19 protein-coding genes are annotated in these 18,156 nt (G+C 33.8%); 5 read left to right on the top strand and 14 right to left on the bottom strand.

The genetic code is table 11. The features are described from left to right. Nucleotides 1–7: 7 nt before the first annotated feature. From A4F88_RS05565 to A4F88_RS05535, 7 genes are all read right to left on the bottom strand, one after another. Nucleotides 8–958 (bottom strand): DUF3078 domain-containing protein, encoded by a 951-nt coding sequence (locus A4F88_RS05565; RefSeq protein ID WP_068841570.1) that lies wholly within the window; start codon nucleotides 956–958, stop codon nucleotides 8–10. A gap of 79 nt (nucleotides 959–1,037) precedes the next feature. After that, nucleotides 1,038–1,547, bottom strand: coding sequence for a DUF2480 family protein (locus A4F88_RS05560; protein WP_068841569.1), 510 nt, complete (start codon nucleotides 1,545–1,547; stop codon nucleotides 1,038–1,040). Between the two features lie 163 nt (nucleotides 1,548–1,710). Continuing rightward, nucleotides 1,711–2,034, bottom strand: a complete 324-nt coding sequence (locus A4F88_RS05555; protein ID WP_053472865.1) for an SUF system Fe-S cluster assembly protein — start codon at nucleotides 2,032–2,034, stop codon at nucleotides 1,711–1,713. 85 nt (nucleotides 2,035–2,119) lie between these two features. Continuing rightward, nucleotides 2,120–2,530, bottom strand: coding sequence for a GxxExxY protein (locus A4F88_RS05550; RefSeq protein ID WP_068841568.1), 411 nt, complete (start codon nucleotides 2,528–2,530; stop codon nucleotides 2,120–2,122). Nucleotides 2,531–2,708: 178 nt separating this feature from the next. Then, nucleotides 2,709–3,134, bottom strand: a complete 426-nt coding sequence (locus A4F88_RS05545; RefSeq protein WP_068841567.1) for a SufE family protein — start codon at nucleotides 3,132–3,134, stop codon at nucleotides 2,709–2,711. 2 nt (nucleotides 3,135–3,136) lie between these two features. Next, on the bottom strand, nucleotides 3,137–3,562 hold the full coding sequence (locus A4F88_RS05540; RefSeq protein ID WP_068841566.1) for a hypothetical protein: 426 nt from the start codon (nucleotides 3,560–3,562) through the stop codon (nucleotides 3,137–3,139). Between the two features lie 10 nt (nucleotides 3,563–3,572). Then, complete coding sequence (locus tag A4F88_RS05535) at nucleotides 3,573–4,787, bottom strand: aminotransferase class V-fold PLP-dependent enzyme (RefSeq protein ID WP_068841565.1); 1,215 nt, start codon at nucleotides 4,785–4,787, stop codon at nucleotides 3,573–3,575. Nucleotides 4,788–5,009: 222 nt separating this feature from the next. On the opposite strand from A4F88_RS05535, the gene A4F88_RS05530 reads away from it, so the two are divergent. After that, complete coding sequence (locus tag A4F88_RS05530) at nucleotides 5,010–6,359, top strand: serine hydrolase domain-containing protein (protein ID WP_068841564.1); 1,350 nt, start codon at nucleotides 5,010–5,012, stop codon at nucleotides 6,357–6,359. 4 nt (nucleotides 6,360–6,363) lie between these two features. Continuing rightward, nucleotides 6,364–6,738, top strand: coding sequence for a hypothetical protein (locus tag A4F88_RS05525; protein ID WP_143155003.1), 375 nt, complete (start codon nucleotides 6,364–6,366; stop codon nucleotides 6,736–6,738). 98 nt (nucleotides 6,739–6,836) lie between these two features. On the opposite strand, the gene sufD is transcribed toward A4F88_RS05525, so the two are convergent. From sufD to A4F88_RS05495, 6 genes are all read right to left on the bottom strand, one after another. Then, a complete protein-coding gene (gene sufD, locus A4F88_RS05520; RefSeq protein WP_068841562.1) occupies nucleotides 6,837–8,153 on the bottom strand; it encodes a Fe-S cluster assembly protein SufD in 1,317 nt (438 codons plus the stop codon). Between the two features lie 117 nt (nucleotides 8,154–8,270). Then, the gene (locus tag A4F88_RS05515; protein WP_012023264.1) at nucleotides 8,271–8,639 is read right to left on the bottom strand and encodes a four helix bundle protein; all 369 of its coding nucleotides are present in this window, start codon (nucleotides 8,637–8,639) and stop codon (nucleotides 8,271–8,273) included. 40 nt (nucleotides 8,640–8,679) lie between these two features. After that, the gene (gene sufC / locus A4F88_RS05510) at nucleotides 8,680–9,426 is read right to left on the bottom strand and encodes a Fe-S cluster assembly ATPase SufC (RefSeq protein ID WP_029271512.1); all 747 of its coding nucleotides are present in this window, start codon (nucleotides 9,424–9,426) and stop codon (nucleotides 8,680–8,682) included. A gap of 11 nt (nucleotides 9,427–9,437) precedes the next feature. Then, nucleotides 9,438–9,926, bottom strand: a complete 489-nt coding sequence (locus tag A4F88_RS05505) for a flavodoxin family protein (protein ID WP_068841561.1) — start codon at nucleotides 9,924–9,926, stop codon at nucleotides 9,438–9,440. 7 nt (nucleotides 9,927–9,933) lie between these two features. Further along, nucleotides 9,934–11,382 carry a Fe-S cluster assembly protein SufB gene (sufB, locus tag A4F88_RS05500; RefSeq protein ID WP_068841560.1) on the bottom strand — a complete coding sequence of 483 codons (1,449 nt, stop codon included), beginning with the start codon at nucleotides 11,380–11,382 and terminating at the stop codon, nucleotides 9,934–9,936. A 78-nt stretch (nucleotides 11,383–11,460) separates the two neighbouring features. Continuing rightward, nucleotides 11,461–11,790, bottom strand: a complete 330-nt coding sequence (locus A4F88_RS05495; RefSeq protein WP_068841559.1) for a HesB/IscA family protein — start codon at nucleotides 11,788–11,790, stop codon at nucleotides 11,461–11,463. A 340-nt stretch (nucleotides 11,791–12,130) separates the two neighbouring features. On the opposite strand from A4F88_RS05495, the gene A4F88_RS05490 reads away from it, so the two are divergent. The 3 genes from A4F88_RS05490 to A4F88_RS05480 all read left to right on the top strand — a co-directional run bounded on the left by A4F88_RS05490 (nucleotide 12,131) and on the right by A4F88_RS05480 (nucleotide 17,055). Next, complete coding sequence (locus A4F88_RS05490; protein WP_068841558.1) at nucleotides 12,131–12,988, top strand: MBL fold metallo-hydrolase; 858 nt, start codon at nucleotides 12,131–12,133, stop codon at nucleotides 12,986–12,988. 487 nt (nucleotides 12,989–13,475) lie between these two features. Beyond that, nucleotides 13,476–15,113, top strand: a complete 1,638-nt coding sequence (locus tag A4F88_RS05485; RefSeq protein ID WP_068841557.1) for a S8 family peptidase — start codon at nucleotides 13,476–13,478, stop codon at nucleotides 15,111–15,113. A 61-nt stretch (nucleotides 15,114–15,174) separates the two neighbouring features. Next, a complete protein-coding gene (locus A4F88_RS05480) occupies nucleotides 15,175–17,055 on the top strand; it encodes a M1 family metallopeptidase (RefSeq protein WP_068841556.1) in 1,881 nt (626 codons plus the stop codon). Between the two features lie 72 nt (nucleotides 17,056–17,127). On the opposite strand, the gene A4F88_RS05475 is transcribed toward A4F88_RS05480, so the two are convergent. Next, entirely contained in the window at nucleotides 17,128–18,066 is a 939-nt protein-coding gene (locus tag A4F88_RS05475; RefSeq protein WP_068841555.1) for an L-threonine 3-dehydrogenase, read from the bottom strand. Nucleotides 18,067–18,156 lie beyond the last annotated feature (90 nt).

The raw sequence follows: 18,156 nt of genomic DNA, 5'->3' as shown, positions 1-18,156 counted from the left end.
TTTCAAATTAAAATCCAAAATTAACTCCTAAACCAAACACTTCTCTGGTTTGAAAACCTCTAAAAGCATTGTCGTCATAAATGGCCTGAAAGGATAGATTAGCCGACAGGAATTTGTTTATCTTCATGATAATATTCAGCGAGTAATTGATATCGATATTTTGAGGATCTTCTAAATAATTAGAATAAAGGTTCAAAGTGTTTTCGGCAGTTACATTGGTCATTACTGCCAGTTTGTAATAAACAGATGCGTAAAAACCCAATTCATAACGCATAGTTTTATTGGCATCTACACCAAAATAATCCCCACTAGCATAAGGTAATCCGGTTTTTGGATCGATTCCGGTTGTATAAGCGCGATCAACAAAAGTAAATTTAGATGTTAAAGGAGCAAAGTTTATTTTTAGATTATCATCCTTTGTCCAGTAAATACCGGGACCGGTAGTAAGATAGCCCGGAGACATAAATTTGGTATTTTCAGTTCTGATTTCTTTTCCGTTAGCATCCTGACCATAAATATAACCGGTTGTAAACTGCGTTCTGAAATTTAGAAAATAAGAATAATACCATTGACCAAAAGCTTTTTTTCCCAGGATAGAATTAAATTCCAGACGGTCATCTGTCTTTTTCCCAAAATCAGCATTTTTAGTTTGTAAAAGACCGTAAGAAGCTAAAATTTTGTTATCCCAGGTAAGATCGTCTTTTTTGTAATTAAAGTCGTAATTGATTCCTAAAGTTCCGGAAAAGCTATCCTCACCTCCGGCAAGCCAATTATTAAAGCTTGACTGATTTAACAAAAGAGAAACGGTTCCTTTTGCTTTCCAGCCTTCATCTTCAATTGTATCATTTATTTTCTTTACCGCTTTTTCAGTGTTTTGAATTAATTCTTTTTCTGAATTTTGAGCTTGAACAAAAGTTAAGTTGACTAAAATAAATAGTAATAACGCTAGCTTTCTCATGGTATTTAGTTTAAGTGTGTAATAACAAATATACTAAAAACCGTTAAAAGGTTTGGTTATTATTGGCGGTAAAAGAAAGTTATTTCTTAGATTCTTTGTATAAAGGAACTGCAGAACAAGCTTCGCCATACATTATACTACGGGCAAATGGCTGTAAGTAATTTGTTGCTAAAATATAAGCGCGCATTGGAACCGGTTTTCTGGAACATCCTTTTACAATGACAGGTTTACTTTTGTAAACAGAGTAGTCGATTTTGCTTAGAATCTCTTCATACAAACTTGAGTCTAAATCTTCGATTGACCCATTGACTACTTTTTTTGCATAAGGCGCCAAATGAACACTTACTAAAATTAATGCCCAAGCCGGGATAATAGCATCTGTACTACAATAAACAGCTACATATTGATCCTGATATTGCGACCAGTCATGGTTTTTTAAATGCTCTCTAAAGTCTTTTTCCTTTAATAAAAAGCCTTCTAAAAGCCATTGTGATATATCGATTTGTACACGAGTTCCTTTTGGGTAATAATCTTCAAGATCAAAAACCTCTAAGGCACTATTGGCAACTTTATTGATGATTTCTTCCATTCTTTAAGTCTTAAAGTCGAATGTCGAAAGTCATAAAGTCCTTTACTTTAGACTTTATGATTTTCAACTTTATGACTAATTGTTTTTTAAGTTTTAAAGTCGAATGTCAAAAGTCATAAAGCCCTTAACTTTTAGACTTTTGACATTTGACTTTACGACTAAATCAAAGCATTCCTAATTCTAATTTTGCTTCTTCGCTCATTAAGTCTTTGCTCCATGGCGGATCAAAAGTAATTTCGACATCTACATCTTTAATGTGTTCAATCGTTTTTACTTTTTCTTCTACTTCTCTGGGTAAACTTTCTGCCACCGGACAGTTTGGAGATGTTAGAGTCATCAGGATTTTTACTTCGTAATCTGTGTTTACCATTACGTCATAAATTAATCCTAGCTCGTAAATATCTACAGGAATCTCAGGATCGTAAATGCCTTTTAAAACCTTTACAATTGATTCTCCTAATTCGTTAGTGTCTATTTCTTGTTCCATTTTTTTAATTTTTTCACCATATAAGTAATATAAGCTCATTTAAACAGGATGTTTATATTAAATATAGATGCTTTGTTTTTATGTTTTAATCTTCTAGCCAGCGATATAATTCGTTGACATATGTTTTTTGGCCTTCATGATAGATGTTTGTAACGTTGAAGTTTATCATTAATCCTATTGGAGACTTTAAAAGTTTCATGTAAGACATTAATTTAGCTATATGAATTGGAATAATTTTCTCAACTGCTTTCAGTTCAAGAACCAAACAGTTTTCAATAAATAAATCACATCTTAGATCAGATTCTAATTCTAATCCTTTATATTCAACAGGAATCACCAACTCGGATTTAAAATTTATACCTCTTAAAGATAGTTCTTTAATCATGCATTGATGATAGATATTCTCTAAAAGTCCGGCTCCAATATTTTTATGAACTTCAATCGCTGCTCCATTAACTCGGTAAATTAAATCAGTCAAATATTTCTTTGTTATCATCTGCTTTTTTAGCAATAACAAGAAATTAAAAAGAAAGATAAAACCTACTTTGTTGTTTTCTGTTATTTAAGTTAAAGTTTATTTAAATGGATTACTCATATTTCGAGCACTTTACTGTACATATTTTTTAAGCGCCGAAACTTAAATTTTCTTATATAACTTATATGGTTTTAAAATTTTAATTTTTGTTTTTAGCGTCAAAAGCCAAAGCGTACATTTTGATGTTTTTGATCATCGAAACCAATCCGTTTGCACGAGTGGCAGATAAATGCTCTTTTAAACCAATTTCGTCTATGAATTCGGTGTCAGCATTTATAATATCTTCCGCTTTTTGGTTAGAGAAAGCACGAATTAAAATCGCGATAATTCCTTTGGTTAAAATTGCATCACTATCAGCGGTAAAAACAATCTTGTCGTCTTTTTCTTCTCCCTGCAACCAAACTTTCGACTGGCAGCCTTTGATTAAATTCTCGTCGGTTTTGTATTCTTCTTTAATTAACGGAAGACTTTTTCCTAATTCGATGATGTACTCATAACGCTGCATCCAGTCATCGAACATTGAAAATTCGTCTATTATTTCGTTTTGTATTTCTTTTATTGTCATAATTATTCTTTAGTAAAATCCAGTAATAAATTGACCAGTTTTTCTATTTCTTTTGGAGGATATCCATTATCGAAACCTGGAGTTTCATATACTTTTTTATTCTGGGTTATTTTAAGATTTCCAATCGCAGCACCATCATAAAAGCGTTTTTCAGTTGGTCCTTTTAAGGTTGGAATATTTTCTAAATTAATTTTTGAAAATTCAGCTACAATCTGTTTCCATTTTGCATCACTAATTTTACTTTCAACAGGTTCTGTTTTTCTACCATTAGTAACTGAAACCATTTTGTTATGCACCACTATTACTTTATAAATTCCTCGGGAAACAGCAGAATATTCTATTTCTGTTGAGGATAAATCTGCTTTTTTCTGACTTGAGCACGATGTTCCAATGAAGATCGTGAAGAGTAATAAGGATACTATTTTCATAAAAGTTGTTTTAGCTTAACATAGTTTTTGCCTTTTTGACTGCTTCAACCATTACATCAATTTCTTCTTTTGTATTGTAAAAAGAGAACGAAGCACGAATGGTTCCCGGTATACAGAAAAAGTTCATAATAGGTTGTGCACAATGATGTCCGGTTCTAACAGCAATACCTAATTTGTCAATAATAGAACCAATATCGTAAGGATGAATTCCATCAATATTAAACGAAACCACCGAAGCTTTATTTTTTCCGGTTCCGTAAATTTTCAAACCTTCAATTTCCAGTAAACGTTTTGTAGCGTGTTCCAATAAATGTTCTTCGTATTTTTGAATGTTATGAAAACCGATATTATTTAAATAATCAACCGCCGTTCCTAAAACAATTCCGCCAGCGATATTTGGAGTTCCGGCTTCAAATTTATGAGGTAAATCGGCATAGGTTGTTTTTTCGAAAGTAACTTCTTTGATCATTTCGCCACCACCCTGATAAGGAGGAAGTTTATTTAGCCAGGCTTCTTTTCCGTATAAAATTCCGGTTCCTGTCGGGCCACACATTTTGTGTCCTGAAAAAGCATAAAAATCACAATCTAAATCCTGAACATCAGGTTTTAAATGCGGAACAGCCTGTGCGCCATCAATTAAAACGGCAGCACCAACAGCATGAGCTTTTTCAATAATATATTTAATAGGATTGATAATTCCTAAAGCGTTCGAAATATGGTTTACCGTTACAACTTTAGTTTTCTCTGATAGCAGCGCATCAAAAGCATCCATAATAAGTTCACCATCTTCGTTCATCGGAATAACCTTTAGAGTTGCTCCGGTTCTCTCGCACAACATTTGCCAGGGCACAATATTACTGTGATGTTCTAAAGAAGAAACAACAACTTCATCGCCCGGTTTTAAAATCGAAGCAAAACCATTTGTAACTAAATTGATTCCGTGTGTTGTCCCGGAAGTAAAAAGCACTTCATGAGAAAACTTAGCATTGATATGATGTTGGATCTTTACTCTCGAAATTTCGTATGCATCAGTTGCCAACTGACTTAGTGTGTGAACGCCTCTGTGAATATTGGCATTGATTTCCTGATAATATTCTGCTTCAGCATCGATCACAATTTGTGGTTTTTGTGAAGTTGCTCCATTGTCGAAATATACCAATGGTTTTCCGTTAACTTTTTCCGAAAGTATCGGAAAATCAGCTCTTATTTTTTGGATGTCTAACATGTCTTATTTAGAAAAATTCTATCTACAAAAGTACTAAAACTAAATTGGTTTATCCATCAAAACTATAATTTCCTTTTATGACACTATCAATTGAAGATTTGAATGTTGATTTGATAAAATTTAAATCTGTTCTTTAAATAATGTGAATTCAGAATCTAAATTAGATGTTAAAATCCTGAACATAAATTATTTATATTGCAGTAAAAATAACTATTGAATACTATGAAAAAAATTGCCAGAATAATTGCGCTTGTTTTATTGATTGTAGTTTTTTATTATGGATTTACAACCTATCCGAAGCTTGAATTAATTTCTGGTTTTTCGGCTAAGAGTGTTGCTTCCGGACATTTTCTGGATCATCGATCGAAAGAACTAATCGAGAAATCGGATAATGATATTCCGTTAATGAATTTAGCAACAAATAAAATTGATGAAGCCGGAAAGTTTGTAACATCTGCCGTTTATGGATTAAAAGAAAGAAAAGCGATTTATCGTGAAGGTTTGGGAGCTACTTTGATTAATGAAAACTTCGATGTTTCAAAACCTTATTTGCTTCCAAAACGAACTAAACTGGTGAATAATCTTCCGTTTCCTTACGGAAATAACGAGCCAAAAGACACTGTTTTTGCTAATGTTGATTATGTTGGATTAAAGAAAGCAGTCGAAAATTCTTTTGATAAAAACGACGGAAAAGAAAAACGTACCCGTGCGGTTGTCGTTTTGTATAAAGACAAATTAATCGCCGAAAAATACGATACAGGTTTTAATAAAGACAGTAAGATTTTAGGCTGGTCAATGACCAAAAGTATAACTAGCTCTGCTTTTGGAGTTTTAGCGAAACAAAGAAAAATAGACATTTATAAACCTGCACCAATTGCGGAATGGAAAAATGATGAGCGAAAAATTATTACCATAAACGATTTGCTTCATATGAATTCCGGTTTAGAATGGGAAGAAAATTACAGTACCATTTGCGATGCTACACAAATGCTTTTTCAGTCTGAAGATATGGGGAAAGTGCAAATGGATAAACCGGCAAAATATAAACCTGATACACATTGGTATTATTCGTCTGGAACAACCAATTTATTGTCCAGAATTTTAAGAAGCCAGTTTAAAACACAGCAGGAATATCTTGACTTTTGGTACAGTGCAGTTATCGATAAAATCGGAATGAATTCGATGATTGTAGAGCAGGATATGAGCGGGATTTTTGTAGGTTCTTCTTATGCCTGGGCAACACCACGTGACTGGTCAAAATTTGGATTATTGTATCTTCATAAAGGAAACTGGAACGGAGAACAAATCCTGGATGAAAGCTGGGTAAAATACACATCAACGCCAACGAATACTTCTGGAGGAAAATACGGAGCACAATTCTGGCTAAACGCTGGAGGTAAATTTCCAGACGTTCCTCGCGATATGTTTTATTGCAGTGGTTACCAAGGACAAATGGTGGCGATTATCCCATCTTTGGATATGGTAATTGTGAGAATGGGGTTGAAGGAAGATGATCAGGGCTTTGATTTTAATGGTTTCCTAAAAGGGATAATTGATAGTGTTAAGAAATAGTTTTATGAAATATAAGTTAAATCATGAACTTAGTTTTTTATACAATTTAGTTTTTAAAATAATTTTTACAGGCTCAATTGGTTTTTTGATATACAGTATATTAATTCAGGAAATTTCTACATTTTTTTTCTGTTCTGCATTCTCCTTGTTTTTGTTCTTTTTGATTCAAAGGTTCAAGAGGTTTAAAATAATAGAGTTTGATGAAAATGCTATTTATTTTGATGATATCAAAATTGATGTAAAAGATATAGAGAAGATAGGTATAGGGAAAATTACATTCAAAATGAATTTGAAAGAAGAACCAATAAGCTTTTTTTATTCTCCTCTTTTTGAGAATAATTTGAACTTGCTAAAAAAGTTTCATCAAGAGAAAATTTAACCGCAAAGATGCCAGGTAAAAAGCGCAAAGTTCGCAAAGTTTTGTAATAAACCTTTGCGAACTTTGCGTAACCTTTGTGTCTTTGCGGTAAAACCTGACTACAAATCAAATCCTAAATTCACGCCTAATTTCATGGCAATGATTTTAGTAATTCTTTGTTTTAATTCTGGTATTTTAATGCTTTCGATAACGGCATTTGAGAATGCGTACATCAACAAAGCTTTAGCTTCTTTTTGAGGGATACCACGAGACTGCATGTAGAACATTGCTGTTTCATCCAATTGTCCAACTGTACAACCGTGTGAACATTTTACATCATCAGCAAAAATCTCTAATTGTGGTTTTGCATTGATAGTTGCTTTATCACTCAATAAGATGTTATTGCTTTTTTGGAAAGCATTTGTTTTTTGAGCTTCTTTTTCTACCAAAACTTTTCCGTTGAAAACTCCTGTTGAGCGATCAGAGAAAATTCCTTTATAATCCTGAAAACTTTCGCAATTAGGTGTTGCGTGGTTTACCAAAGTATAATGATCAACGTGTTGTTTGTCATTTAAGATCGAAATTCCGTTTAACGTACTGGTCAATCTTTCACCAAAGTGATAAAAGTTTAAGTTGTTACGAGTTAAATTTCCACCAAAAGAGAAAGTGTGTACATACGCATGACTTTCCTGTTGTTGCGAAACGTAAGTATTGTCAATTAAATTGGCTTCACTATTATCGTTTTGAATTTTGTAATAATCAACAATTGCACGTTTTTGAGCAAAAATCTCGGTAACCGAATTGGTTAAAACCGGATTTTCATTCAAACTTTGATGACGCTCGATAATTTGAACATGTGAATTCTCGCCCACAATTACCAAATTTCTTGGCTGAACCATTAAAGCCGATTCGTTTCCTGTTGAGAAATACATAATCTCAATTGGTTTGTCAGCTACTTTTTTCTTCGGAATGTTGATGAATGCTCCTTCCATTGCAAAAGCAGTATTCAATGAAGTCAAACTATCATCTTTGCTTGCAATTTGATTAAAGTACGTATCAATAACCATTTTATATTTTGGTTTTGTCAATGCCGATGACATCAAGCAAACATCGATTCCGTCGTGTGTAGTAGAAGACAAATGTGAGCTGAAAACACCATCAATAAACACTAATTTATAAGTGTCGATTTCATGTAAAAAGTATTTTTTTACCTGATTAAATTCGATTGCATTTTCTTCTTTAGGAAAAACCGTAAAGTCATTTTTTAAGATGGCGTTTAGCGATGTATATTTCCAAGCTTCTTCTTTTTTGGTTGGGAAACCTTTATTTTCAAAGTTTTTTAGTGCTTTGGTGCGAATGTCATGCAAATCTGAATGCACATCGACACGCTCTTCAAAAGCCATAAAAGACGATACTAATTTTTCTTTTAAATCCATTTTTCTGTTTAGTCTTAAAGTCGAAAGTCGAAAGTCGAAAGACTTAGGATTGTCGACTGTTTTTGCCAAAAGGTCAAGAATTAAAGCATAAAGTTTTTGACTTTATGACTTTCGACTTTATGACTTTGGGCTCAAATATTTAATGAAACCGCTTAATAATTTCGATATTTCTGTTATCGATTCTAAAAGCATTTCAAATTCTTCTTTTATAATATATTCTAAATCAAATGCTAAATATAATTGAGATCTTACTTCTCCTGCTGATGCTTTGGCTACATATAAAAAGTAAATAAACTCTTTGTCTGTATTTCTCTCAAAACCCTCTGCTATATTTGATGATATCGAAAGTGATGCACGTCTTATTTGTCTAACAAAATCAAAGTCTTTTTTGAAATTAGAATTTTCAGTAATCAAATATATTTTCTTATTGAAGATTCGAGATTTTTGCCAGGAATTTATTTCCTCAAAAGATTTGAACTTACTCATATTGTATTTTCGACTTTATGACTTTTGACTTTATGACTGACTAATTCTCTGCTTTGATCCAGTCGTATCCTTTTTCTTCTAATTCGTAAGCCAATTCTTTTCCGCCAGATTTTACAATTCTTCCGTTATAAAGAACGTGAACGAAATCAGGAACAATATAATCTAATAAACGTTGGTAGTGTGTGATCACAATAATAGCGTTTTTGTCGCTTTTTAATTTGTTTACACCATTTGCCACAATTCTTAAAGCATCAATGTCAAGACCAGAATCCGTTTCGTCAAGGATGGCTAATTTTGGCTCTAACATTGCCATTTGGAAAATTTCGTTTCTTTTTTTCTCTCCTCCGGAAAACCCTTCATTTAAAGAACGAGATAAAAATTTACGGTCAATTTCTAATAATTCAGATTTCTCACGAATTACTTTCAACATTTCGTTTGCCGGCATTTCTTCCTGTCCGTTTGCTTTACGGGTTTCGTTGATTGCCGTTTTCATGAAGTTAGTCACGCTAACTCCGGGAATCTCTACTGGATATTGAAAAGAAAGGAAAACACCTTTGTGTGCTCTTTCTTCAGGAGCTAAATCAGCAAGATCTTCTCCGTCAAGAATAACCTCTCCGTCTGTAACTTCATAGTTTTCGTTTCCTGCAATAACTGCAGAAAGTGTACTTTTTCCAGAACCGTTTGGTCCCATGATAGCGTGTACTTCGCCAGCTTTAACTTCTATATTAATTCCTTTCAGGATTTCTTTATCACCAATTGAGGCGTGAAGGTTTTTTATTGATAACATTGTTTTTTATTTTATATAAATGTCAATTCTATTTTTGTTTGTTGGCTTAGGATGTTAGCATTAAAATGCGCATGTCCTAAATATTCCATGCCTAAATAATCGGCAGTTTTTTTAAACGGAATGTAGAAACTTTCTTCTATTTCATTATCGTGTGAATTTGATATCACACCAATTTTCTTTCCTCTCAGTTTTCTTCCGGTTTCTTTTTCAATTCGGATTAAATCTGAAAACCGATCAAAAAAGACCTTCATGATTCCGCTCATATTATACCAATAAATGGGCGTTGCAAAAATGAAAGTGTCATGATTCTCGATAATTCTTTTAATCAAAGGCAAAAAATCATCTTCTATATTTTTGCTTTCGTAATCATAATATGAAATATTATAATCACTTAGATTCACCACATCAATATTGTATTCTTTGGCGATTTCATCTACAATTTTGGTTGTGTTTCCATTTTTTCTGGAAGAACCTAAAATGATGACTTTTTTATTTTCCATCTTCAAATTATCCTACAGAACCTTCTAAAGAAATCTCTAATAATTTTTGAGCTTCAACAGCAAATTCCATCGGAAGTTTGTTCAATACATCTTTACTGAAACCATTTACAATTAAGGCAATCGCTTTTTCAGTTGGAATACCTCTTTGGTTGCAATAAAAAACCTGATCTTCTCCAATTTTACTTGTTGTTGCTTCGTGCTCTATTTTTGCTGATGGATTTTTACTTTCGATATAAGGAAAAGTATGCGCACCACAATTATTCCCCATTAAAAGAGAATCACATTGCGAAAAGTTTCTGGCATTTTCAGCTCTTGGGCTGATTTGTACTAATCCGCGGTAACTGTTTTGTGATTTTCCAGCCGAAATACCTTTAGAAATAATAGTCGATTTAGTGTTTTTACCTAAATGGATCATTTTAGTTCCAGTATCAGCTTGCTGGTAATTATTAGTAACGGCGATAGAATAAAATTCTCCAACCGAATTATCTCCTTTTAATACACAAGAAGGATATTTCCAGGTAACAGCAGAACCAGTTTCAACCTGAGTCCATGAAATTTTAGCGTTTGTTTCGCATAAACCTCTTTTGGTTACAAAGTTGTAAACTCCACCTTTTCCTTCTTTATTTCCTGGGAACCAGTTTTGAACGGTAGAATATTTAATTTCAGCATCATCCAAAGCGATTAATTCAACTACAGCAGCGTGTAATTGGTTTTCATCACGGCTTGGAGCTGTACATCCTTCAAGGTAAGAAACGTAGCTTCCTTCGTCAGCAATAACAAGAGTTCTTTCGAATTGTCCTGTTCCTGCCTGATTGATTCTGAAATACGTTGAAAGTTCCATAGGGCAACGAACGCCTTTTGGAATATAACAGAAACTTCCGTCAGAGAAAACCGCTGAGTTTAATGCTGCATAGAAGTTGTCTTTTTGAGGTACAACAGTTCCTAAATATTTTTTTACTAATTCAGGATGTTCTTTAATCGCTTCAGAAATTGGACAGAAAATAATTCCTTTTTCGGCCAGTGTTTTCTTGAAAGTTGTAGCTACAGAAACAGAATCGACAACAATATCCATTGCGACATTGTTCATCATTTTTTGCTCATCAACAGAAATTCCTAACTTTTTGTACATCTCTAAAAGTTCCGGATCTACATCGTCCAGAGTTTTGTTAGGATCTACTTGTTTTGGAGCTGAATAATAAGAAATGGCCTGAAAATCCGGTTTCTCATAATGTACGTTTGCCCATTCTGGCTCGATCATTTCTTTCCATGCACGAAAAGCCTCAATGCGCCATTCGGTCATCCATTCAGGTTCTTCTTTTTTAAGCGAAATAGCTCTTACAATGTCTTCATTTAAGCCAATAGGGAAGGTTTCAGATTCTATATTGGTATAAAATCCGTATTCATATTCTTTGGTTTCGAGTTCGATTTTTAAATCGTCTTCTGTGTATTTACTCATTTTTTGATTTAGAGATTTAAAGATTCAATTCGGATATTTCAAAGAATTAATCTTTATTAGTCTTGGTATTCTTTTTTATTATAGTGAAAATGATTCGCCACAACCGCAAGTTCTGCTTGCGTTTGGATTATTGAAAACAAATCCTTTTCCGTTTAATCCTCCAGAGAATTCCAGAATTGTTCCGGCTAAATACAGGAATGATTTTTTTTCAACAGCTATTTGTATGTCGTTGTCTACGAATATCTTGTCGTCGTCGCCTTTGGTTTTATCAAATTTTAAATCATATGACAAACCAGAGCACCCACCGCTTTTTACGCCTACTCTTACGTAGTCGCTGGCAGCGTCAAAACCATCATCAGTCATCAAATCGATGATTTTCTTTTTGGCAGTATCAGAAACTTTTATCATTGTTTATGGTATTTAATTTTTACTTTCGATTGAATCAGTTTTAAAATAGTAATCAAAGTATTACAATTTAAAGCGCTGTGCATCAATGTTAAAATGAAATTGTCTGCAAAGATACGACTTAAAAACCTTTTTCCATAACGGTTCACATTATTATAACAAATGTTAAAATAGACAGAACTTATTTTGAGTAAAGATCTTGCTATTATGGACGTTTTTGAGTTGCGAAAATGATTTTTGAAAAATGTTTAAAAAACAGTGCTTTTTAAGTTTTAAATAAAAATTTTTAGCATAACGAAATTGGATTTCCTAGCTTTGTTTCAATAATTAGAAATTTATTCTCATGAAACTTTACCCAATAGAATCCGGAAATTTCAAGTTAGATGGCGGTGCCATGTTTGGTGTAGTGCCTAAAACTATCTGGAATAAGACCAATCCGGCAGATGCTAATAATTTGATTGATATTGCAGCGCGTTGTTTGCTTATTGAAGATGGAAACAGACTAATTTTGATTGATACCGGAATGGGAGATAAACAATCAGAGAAATTCTTTGGTTATTATTCGCTTTGGGGATCACACTCTATCGATAAGTCATTGGCAAAATATGGTTTTCATCGTGATGATATTACGGATGTTTTTATGACACATTTGCATTTTGATCATTGCGGAGGAAGTGTACAATGGAATTCTGATAAAACAGGATACGAACCGGCTTTTAAAAATGCTAAATACTGGAGCAACGAAAATCATTGGGAATGGGCAACAAAGCCTAATGCACGCGAAAAGGCCTCTTTTCTTTCAGAAAATATTCTGCCTATGCAGGAAAGCGGACAATTGAATTTTATAAAACGTCCTGATAATGATTTTGGCTTTTCGGAAGAAATGAATTTTGGAATTTATTATGTCGACGGTCATACCGAAAAACAAATGATTCCACATATTCAATATAATGATAAAACCATCGTTTTTTGTGCCGATTTGTTAGCAACAGCAGGACATATTCCGTTGCCATATGTTATGGGGTACGACACGAGACCTTTGCTGACAATGCCTGAGAAATCGAAATTTTTGAATGCAGCAGCAGATAATAATTATTATTTGTTTTTAGAGCATGATGCACACAATCAAATCATAACCGTACAGCATACAGAAAAAGGTGTTCGCCTCAAAGACGTTTTTACCTGCGAAGAGATTCTTTAGAAACAAAGATTTTAAACATAAAAAACTCCCATTTTCAGTATGTCGAAAATGGGAGTTTTTAGGTTAACAAATTATAATTACTCTACAATTACTTTTTTAGCTGAAGCGATGCTCTGACTGATCAGATATGCATAATAGGCTTCTTTTGGTAAACCGGATAAATTGATACTATTATAAAGCCAATAACAAGAGTCGTCTTGTTTGCCAGATTGGATTTATAATTTGACGACACAAGTGTACAAATTGCAATTGATGTTTCCTTACGGGAAGCCGTAAAGACTGTTTTTATTTTATAAATTTCAAAGAATTTACAAATCATTTTGTATCAGTAAACAGGGCAAACATATTACATTTAAAAGACCTGTATGCTGTTCTGAAGCTCTTAAAAGGGCATATAAAAATCATAACACAGTGTTAATCGTTAGTTTTATGTAACAAAAAATCATAATTTAGGCGCATAATTTAACTTTATCTTTAAAACAGACACATGAGTCCTATAAAACTAAATACGTTATCTACCTTTGCATTACTTGTACTTGCAGGCTGTAGCGCGACTTTACAAGCACAGGTTTCTACTCCAAAACAAATAATTAAAGCTCCTCTGGCAGTTGTTAAAAAAGCACCTGTTAGCGAAAATGAACTAAAAAGATGGAGTCACCTTGATTTAATCAAAGATTCGATTCCCGGAATGAGTGTTGACAGAGCATACGCTGAATTGTTGACTGGTAAAACAGGAAAAAAAGTAATCGTAGGAATCGTAGATTCTGGTGTAGATATCGAACATGAAGATCTTCAGGGAATGATCTGGACGAATCCTAAAGAAATTCCGGGTAACGGAATCGATGATGATAAAAACGGATTCATTGATGATGTTCACGGTTGGAATTTTCTTGGAGATGCTGTTCACGAAAATCTTGAACTAACACGTATTATCAAAAAAGGTGATGATGGTTCTGCTCAGTATAAAAATGCTTTGGCACAGTATAACGAAAAATACGAAAAAGCTTTACAGGATAAACAGCAGGTTGACTTTTTACTTGAGGTTCACAATACAATTAAAAAAGAGCTAAACAAAACAACCTATAAAATTGAAGATTTAGCAGCTGTTACATCAACAGATCCAAAAGTGGTGCAAAGTAAAAAAATCATGACACAGATTTTTACTAACGCAGGTTCAACTTTTGATCCGGAAGCGGAATTAAAAGAATATAGCGAACAGGTTTATGATCAGTTAAATTACAATTTAAATAAAGAATACGACGGAAGAAAAATTGTAGGCGATAATCCGGAAGACATTAACAACAATCATTATGGAAATAATGTAGTTTTTGGACCAGACAAAGAAAAAGCACTTCACGGAACACACGTAGCCGGAATTATTGGACAAATTCGTGGTAATAATTTAGGCGGAGACGGTGTGACAAACAATGTTGAAATCTTAACAGTAAGAGCGGTTCCTGACGGAGATGAATATGATAAAGATATTGCTCTGGCAATTCGTTATGCAGTTGATAATGGTGCAAAAGTAATTAACGGAAGTTTCGGGAAAAGCTTTTCTCCGCACAAAAAATGGGTTTATGATGCGATTAAATATGCAGCCAAAAAAGATGTTCTAATTGTACATGCAGCAGGAAATGACGGTTATAATATTGATGAAACAAAAAACATCAATTACCCAAATGACTCTGAAGATAACATCAAGGAATTTGCAGATAATGTGATCACAATTGGTGCGATTAATAAACAATACGGAGAAAATGTTGTGGCAGGATTTTCGAACTTCGGAAAAATAAATGTTGACGTTTTTGCTCCGGGTGAAGAAATTTATGCAACAGTTCCAAACAACAAATACAAATATTTACAAGGAACTTCGATGGCATCTCCAAATGCGGCAGGTGTTGCGGCGTTAATTCGTTCTTATTATCCAAAATTAAAAGCATCTCAGGTAAAACATATCCTAATGGATTCAGGAGTTGCACTTCCGGCCAAAGTAGTTTTAGGCGAGAGTGAAAATCCGGGAGAGAAACCTGCAGCAGTTTCTTCGACAGAATCGTCAAGAACAGCGAAAATGGTCAATGCTTACAATGCCTTATTAATGGCAGAAAAAATGTCCGGCAAAAAATAAAATTACAGACGATACTAACCTAATGGAAGAGTGCGAACTCTTCCATTTTTATTGAAAAAAGATGCGCAAAATTATTTTACTTTCTCTTTTGAGTTTGGGTTTAAACTCAGCATTTGCACAAAATGCACCGTATTGGCAACAACATGTTGATTACAAAATGGAGGTATCCATGGATGTAAAAAATTATCAATACAAAGGAAAACAGGAATTAGTTTATACAAACAATTCTCCTGATACCTTAAAAAAAGTATTTTATCATTTATACCCAAATGCATTTCAGCCAGGAAGTGAAATGGATGCACGTTTGCATTCTATAAAAGATCCGGATGCAAGAATGGTAAACAAAATTAAAGATGCTGATGGAAAAGAGGTAAAGCAAAGCCGAATCGAAACCTTAAAACCAAATGAAACAGGTTTTTTAAAAATTACCAATTTTAAACAAGACGGAGTAAATGCTCAAACGAGAACTTCGGGAACTATTCTTGAAGTAACTTTGGCTAAACCAATTTTGCCAAACTCTAAAACTACTTTTACACTTGATTTTGATGGTCAGGTTCCGGTTCAGATTCGTCGTTCAGGACGTAACAATAAAGAAGGTGTTGAACTTTCGATGTCACAATGGTATCCAAAATTGGCCGAATTTGATTTTGAAGGATGGCACGCAGATCCATATATTGCAAGAGAATTTCACGGAGTTTGGGGTAATTTTGATGTAAAAATTACAATCGACAAAGAATACACAATTGGTGGTTCAGGATATTTGCAAGACAAAAACGAAATTGGTCACGGCTATGAAGATGCTGGTGTAACAGTGACTTATCCAAAGAAAACAAAAACCTTAACATGGCATTTTATCGCGCCAAATGTTCATGATTTTACCTGGGCTGCAGATAAAGAATATACACACGATATTGTAAAAGGACCAAACGATGTTGATTTGCATTTCTTCTACAAAAACGATTCAAAAACAACAGGAAACTGGAAACAATTAGAGCCTTTAATGGTAAAAGTTATGGATTATTACAACCATAGAGTTGGAGCGTATCCGTATAAACAATATTCATTTATTCAGGGAGGAGATGGCGGAATGGAGTATGCAATGTGTACTTTGATGTTAGGAAGCGGAACTCTTGAAGGTATTTTAGGAACAGCAACGCATGAATTAGGACATTCATGGTTTCAGCATATTTTGGCTTCAAACGAGTCTAAACATCCCTGGATGGACGAAGGTTTTACAACTTACATCGAAGACAGTGCTTTGAATGAATTAAAAGGAGATAAAAAAGAAGTAAATCCGTTTAAAGGAAATTATGCTGCTTATTACAGTTTGGTAAACTCTGGTAAAGAGCAACCACAAGGAACTCATGGTGATCGTTACGACGAAAACAGACCTTATAGTATTTCATCTTATGTAAAAGGAAGCATCTTTTTGTCACAACTAGAATACGTAATTGGAAAAGAAAATGTAGATGCAACTTTAAAAAGATATTTCAACGATTTTAAATTCAAACATCCAACGCCAAACGATATTAAAAGAACAGCAGAAAGAGTTTCAGGAGCAGAGTTAGACTGGTACTTAATCGATTGGACTGAAACCACAAATACGATCGATTACGGAATTAAAGAGGTAGCTGACAACGCAGGAAAAACTACTGTTTCTTTAGAGAGAATTGGCAGAATGCCAATGCCAATCGATTTGAGAGTAGAATACACAGACGGAACTTCTGAGAATTTCTACATTCCGTTGAGAATGATGAATTTCATTAAGCCTAATCCAAACCCAAATCAAAAAAGAACTGTTTTGGATGACTGGGCATGGGCACAATCAAACTATAGTTTTACCATAGACAAAAACAAAACAGCAATCAAAAAAATCATCATAGATCCAAGCGGATTAATGGCTGATGTAAAAGCTGCAAATAATGTTTATGAAGTAAAATAATCTTCGTACAGATAAATAAAAAAGTCCCGTTTAAAATTAAACGGGACTTTTTTATTTTCAGCTTATAGAGATTTATCCTAAATGCTCCAGCATGTCTTTAGTCATAGACTCTAAATCAAAAGTATGTTTCCAGTTCCAGTCTTCTCTGGCAGATGAATCATCAATACTTGCCGGCCAGCTGTCTGCAATTTTCTGACGGAAATCAGGATTGTAAGTGATTTCAAATTCAGGAATGTGTTTTTTAATTTCATTAGCAATTTCAGTTGGAGTAAAACTCATTGCTGCTAAATTGTATGAAGAATGTATTTTGATTTGCTCAGCTGGTGCTTTCATGATATTAATAGTAGCATCAATAGCATCGTCCATATACATCATTGGCATTTTTGTTTCAGAAGATAAAAAGCACTCGTATTTTTTATCGGCAATAGCCTTATAAAAAATATCAACAGCATAATCAGTCGTTCCGCCACCCGGAGGTGTTGACCAGCTAATTAAGCCCGGATAACGAATACTGCGAACGTCAACACCATAAATATTATGATAGTATTCGCACCATCTTTCACCTGCTTGTTTACTAATTCCGTAAACTGTCGACGGTTCCATCACAGTATATTGTGGTGTGTTTTCTTTTGGTGTTGTAGGTCCAAAAACGGCTATACTTGATGGCCAGAAAATCTTTTTGATCTTTTTGGCTTTCGCTAAATTCAAAACGTGAAACAATGAATTCATGTTCAAATCCCAGGCAAAAGCAGGATTTTTCTCGGCAGTAGCCGATAAAAGTGCCGCCATCAAATAAATATCAGTAATTTGATGTACTTCGACAAGATGCTCAATCTGGTTGAAATCTAAAGCATTGACCACTTCAAACGGACCAGAATTTACAACGTCAGTATTTAGTTTTCGAATGTCAGAAGCAATTACATTTTCTGTTCCGTAAAGCTTGCGTAATTTTTGAGTCAGTTCTGTCCCAATTTGACCGCAGGCACCAATGATTAATATTTTTGGATTCATTTTTTTGAATAGTTTTTTAGAGAGATGCAAATATAACGTTTTCGCAAATGTTTTTACTTTTTCAAATGCTAAATTGTAAATTTAACAATG

Origin of the sequence: Flavobacterium chilense, assembly GCF_001602525.1 — a bacterium.
Taxonomy (GTDB): Bacteria; Bacteroidota; Bacteroidia; order Flavobacteriales; family Flavobacteriaceae; genus Flavobacterium; species Flavobacterium chilense.
This window is presented reverse-complemented; position numbering and strand designations above follow the sequence as displayed.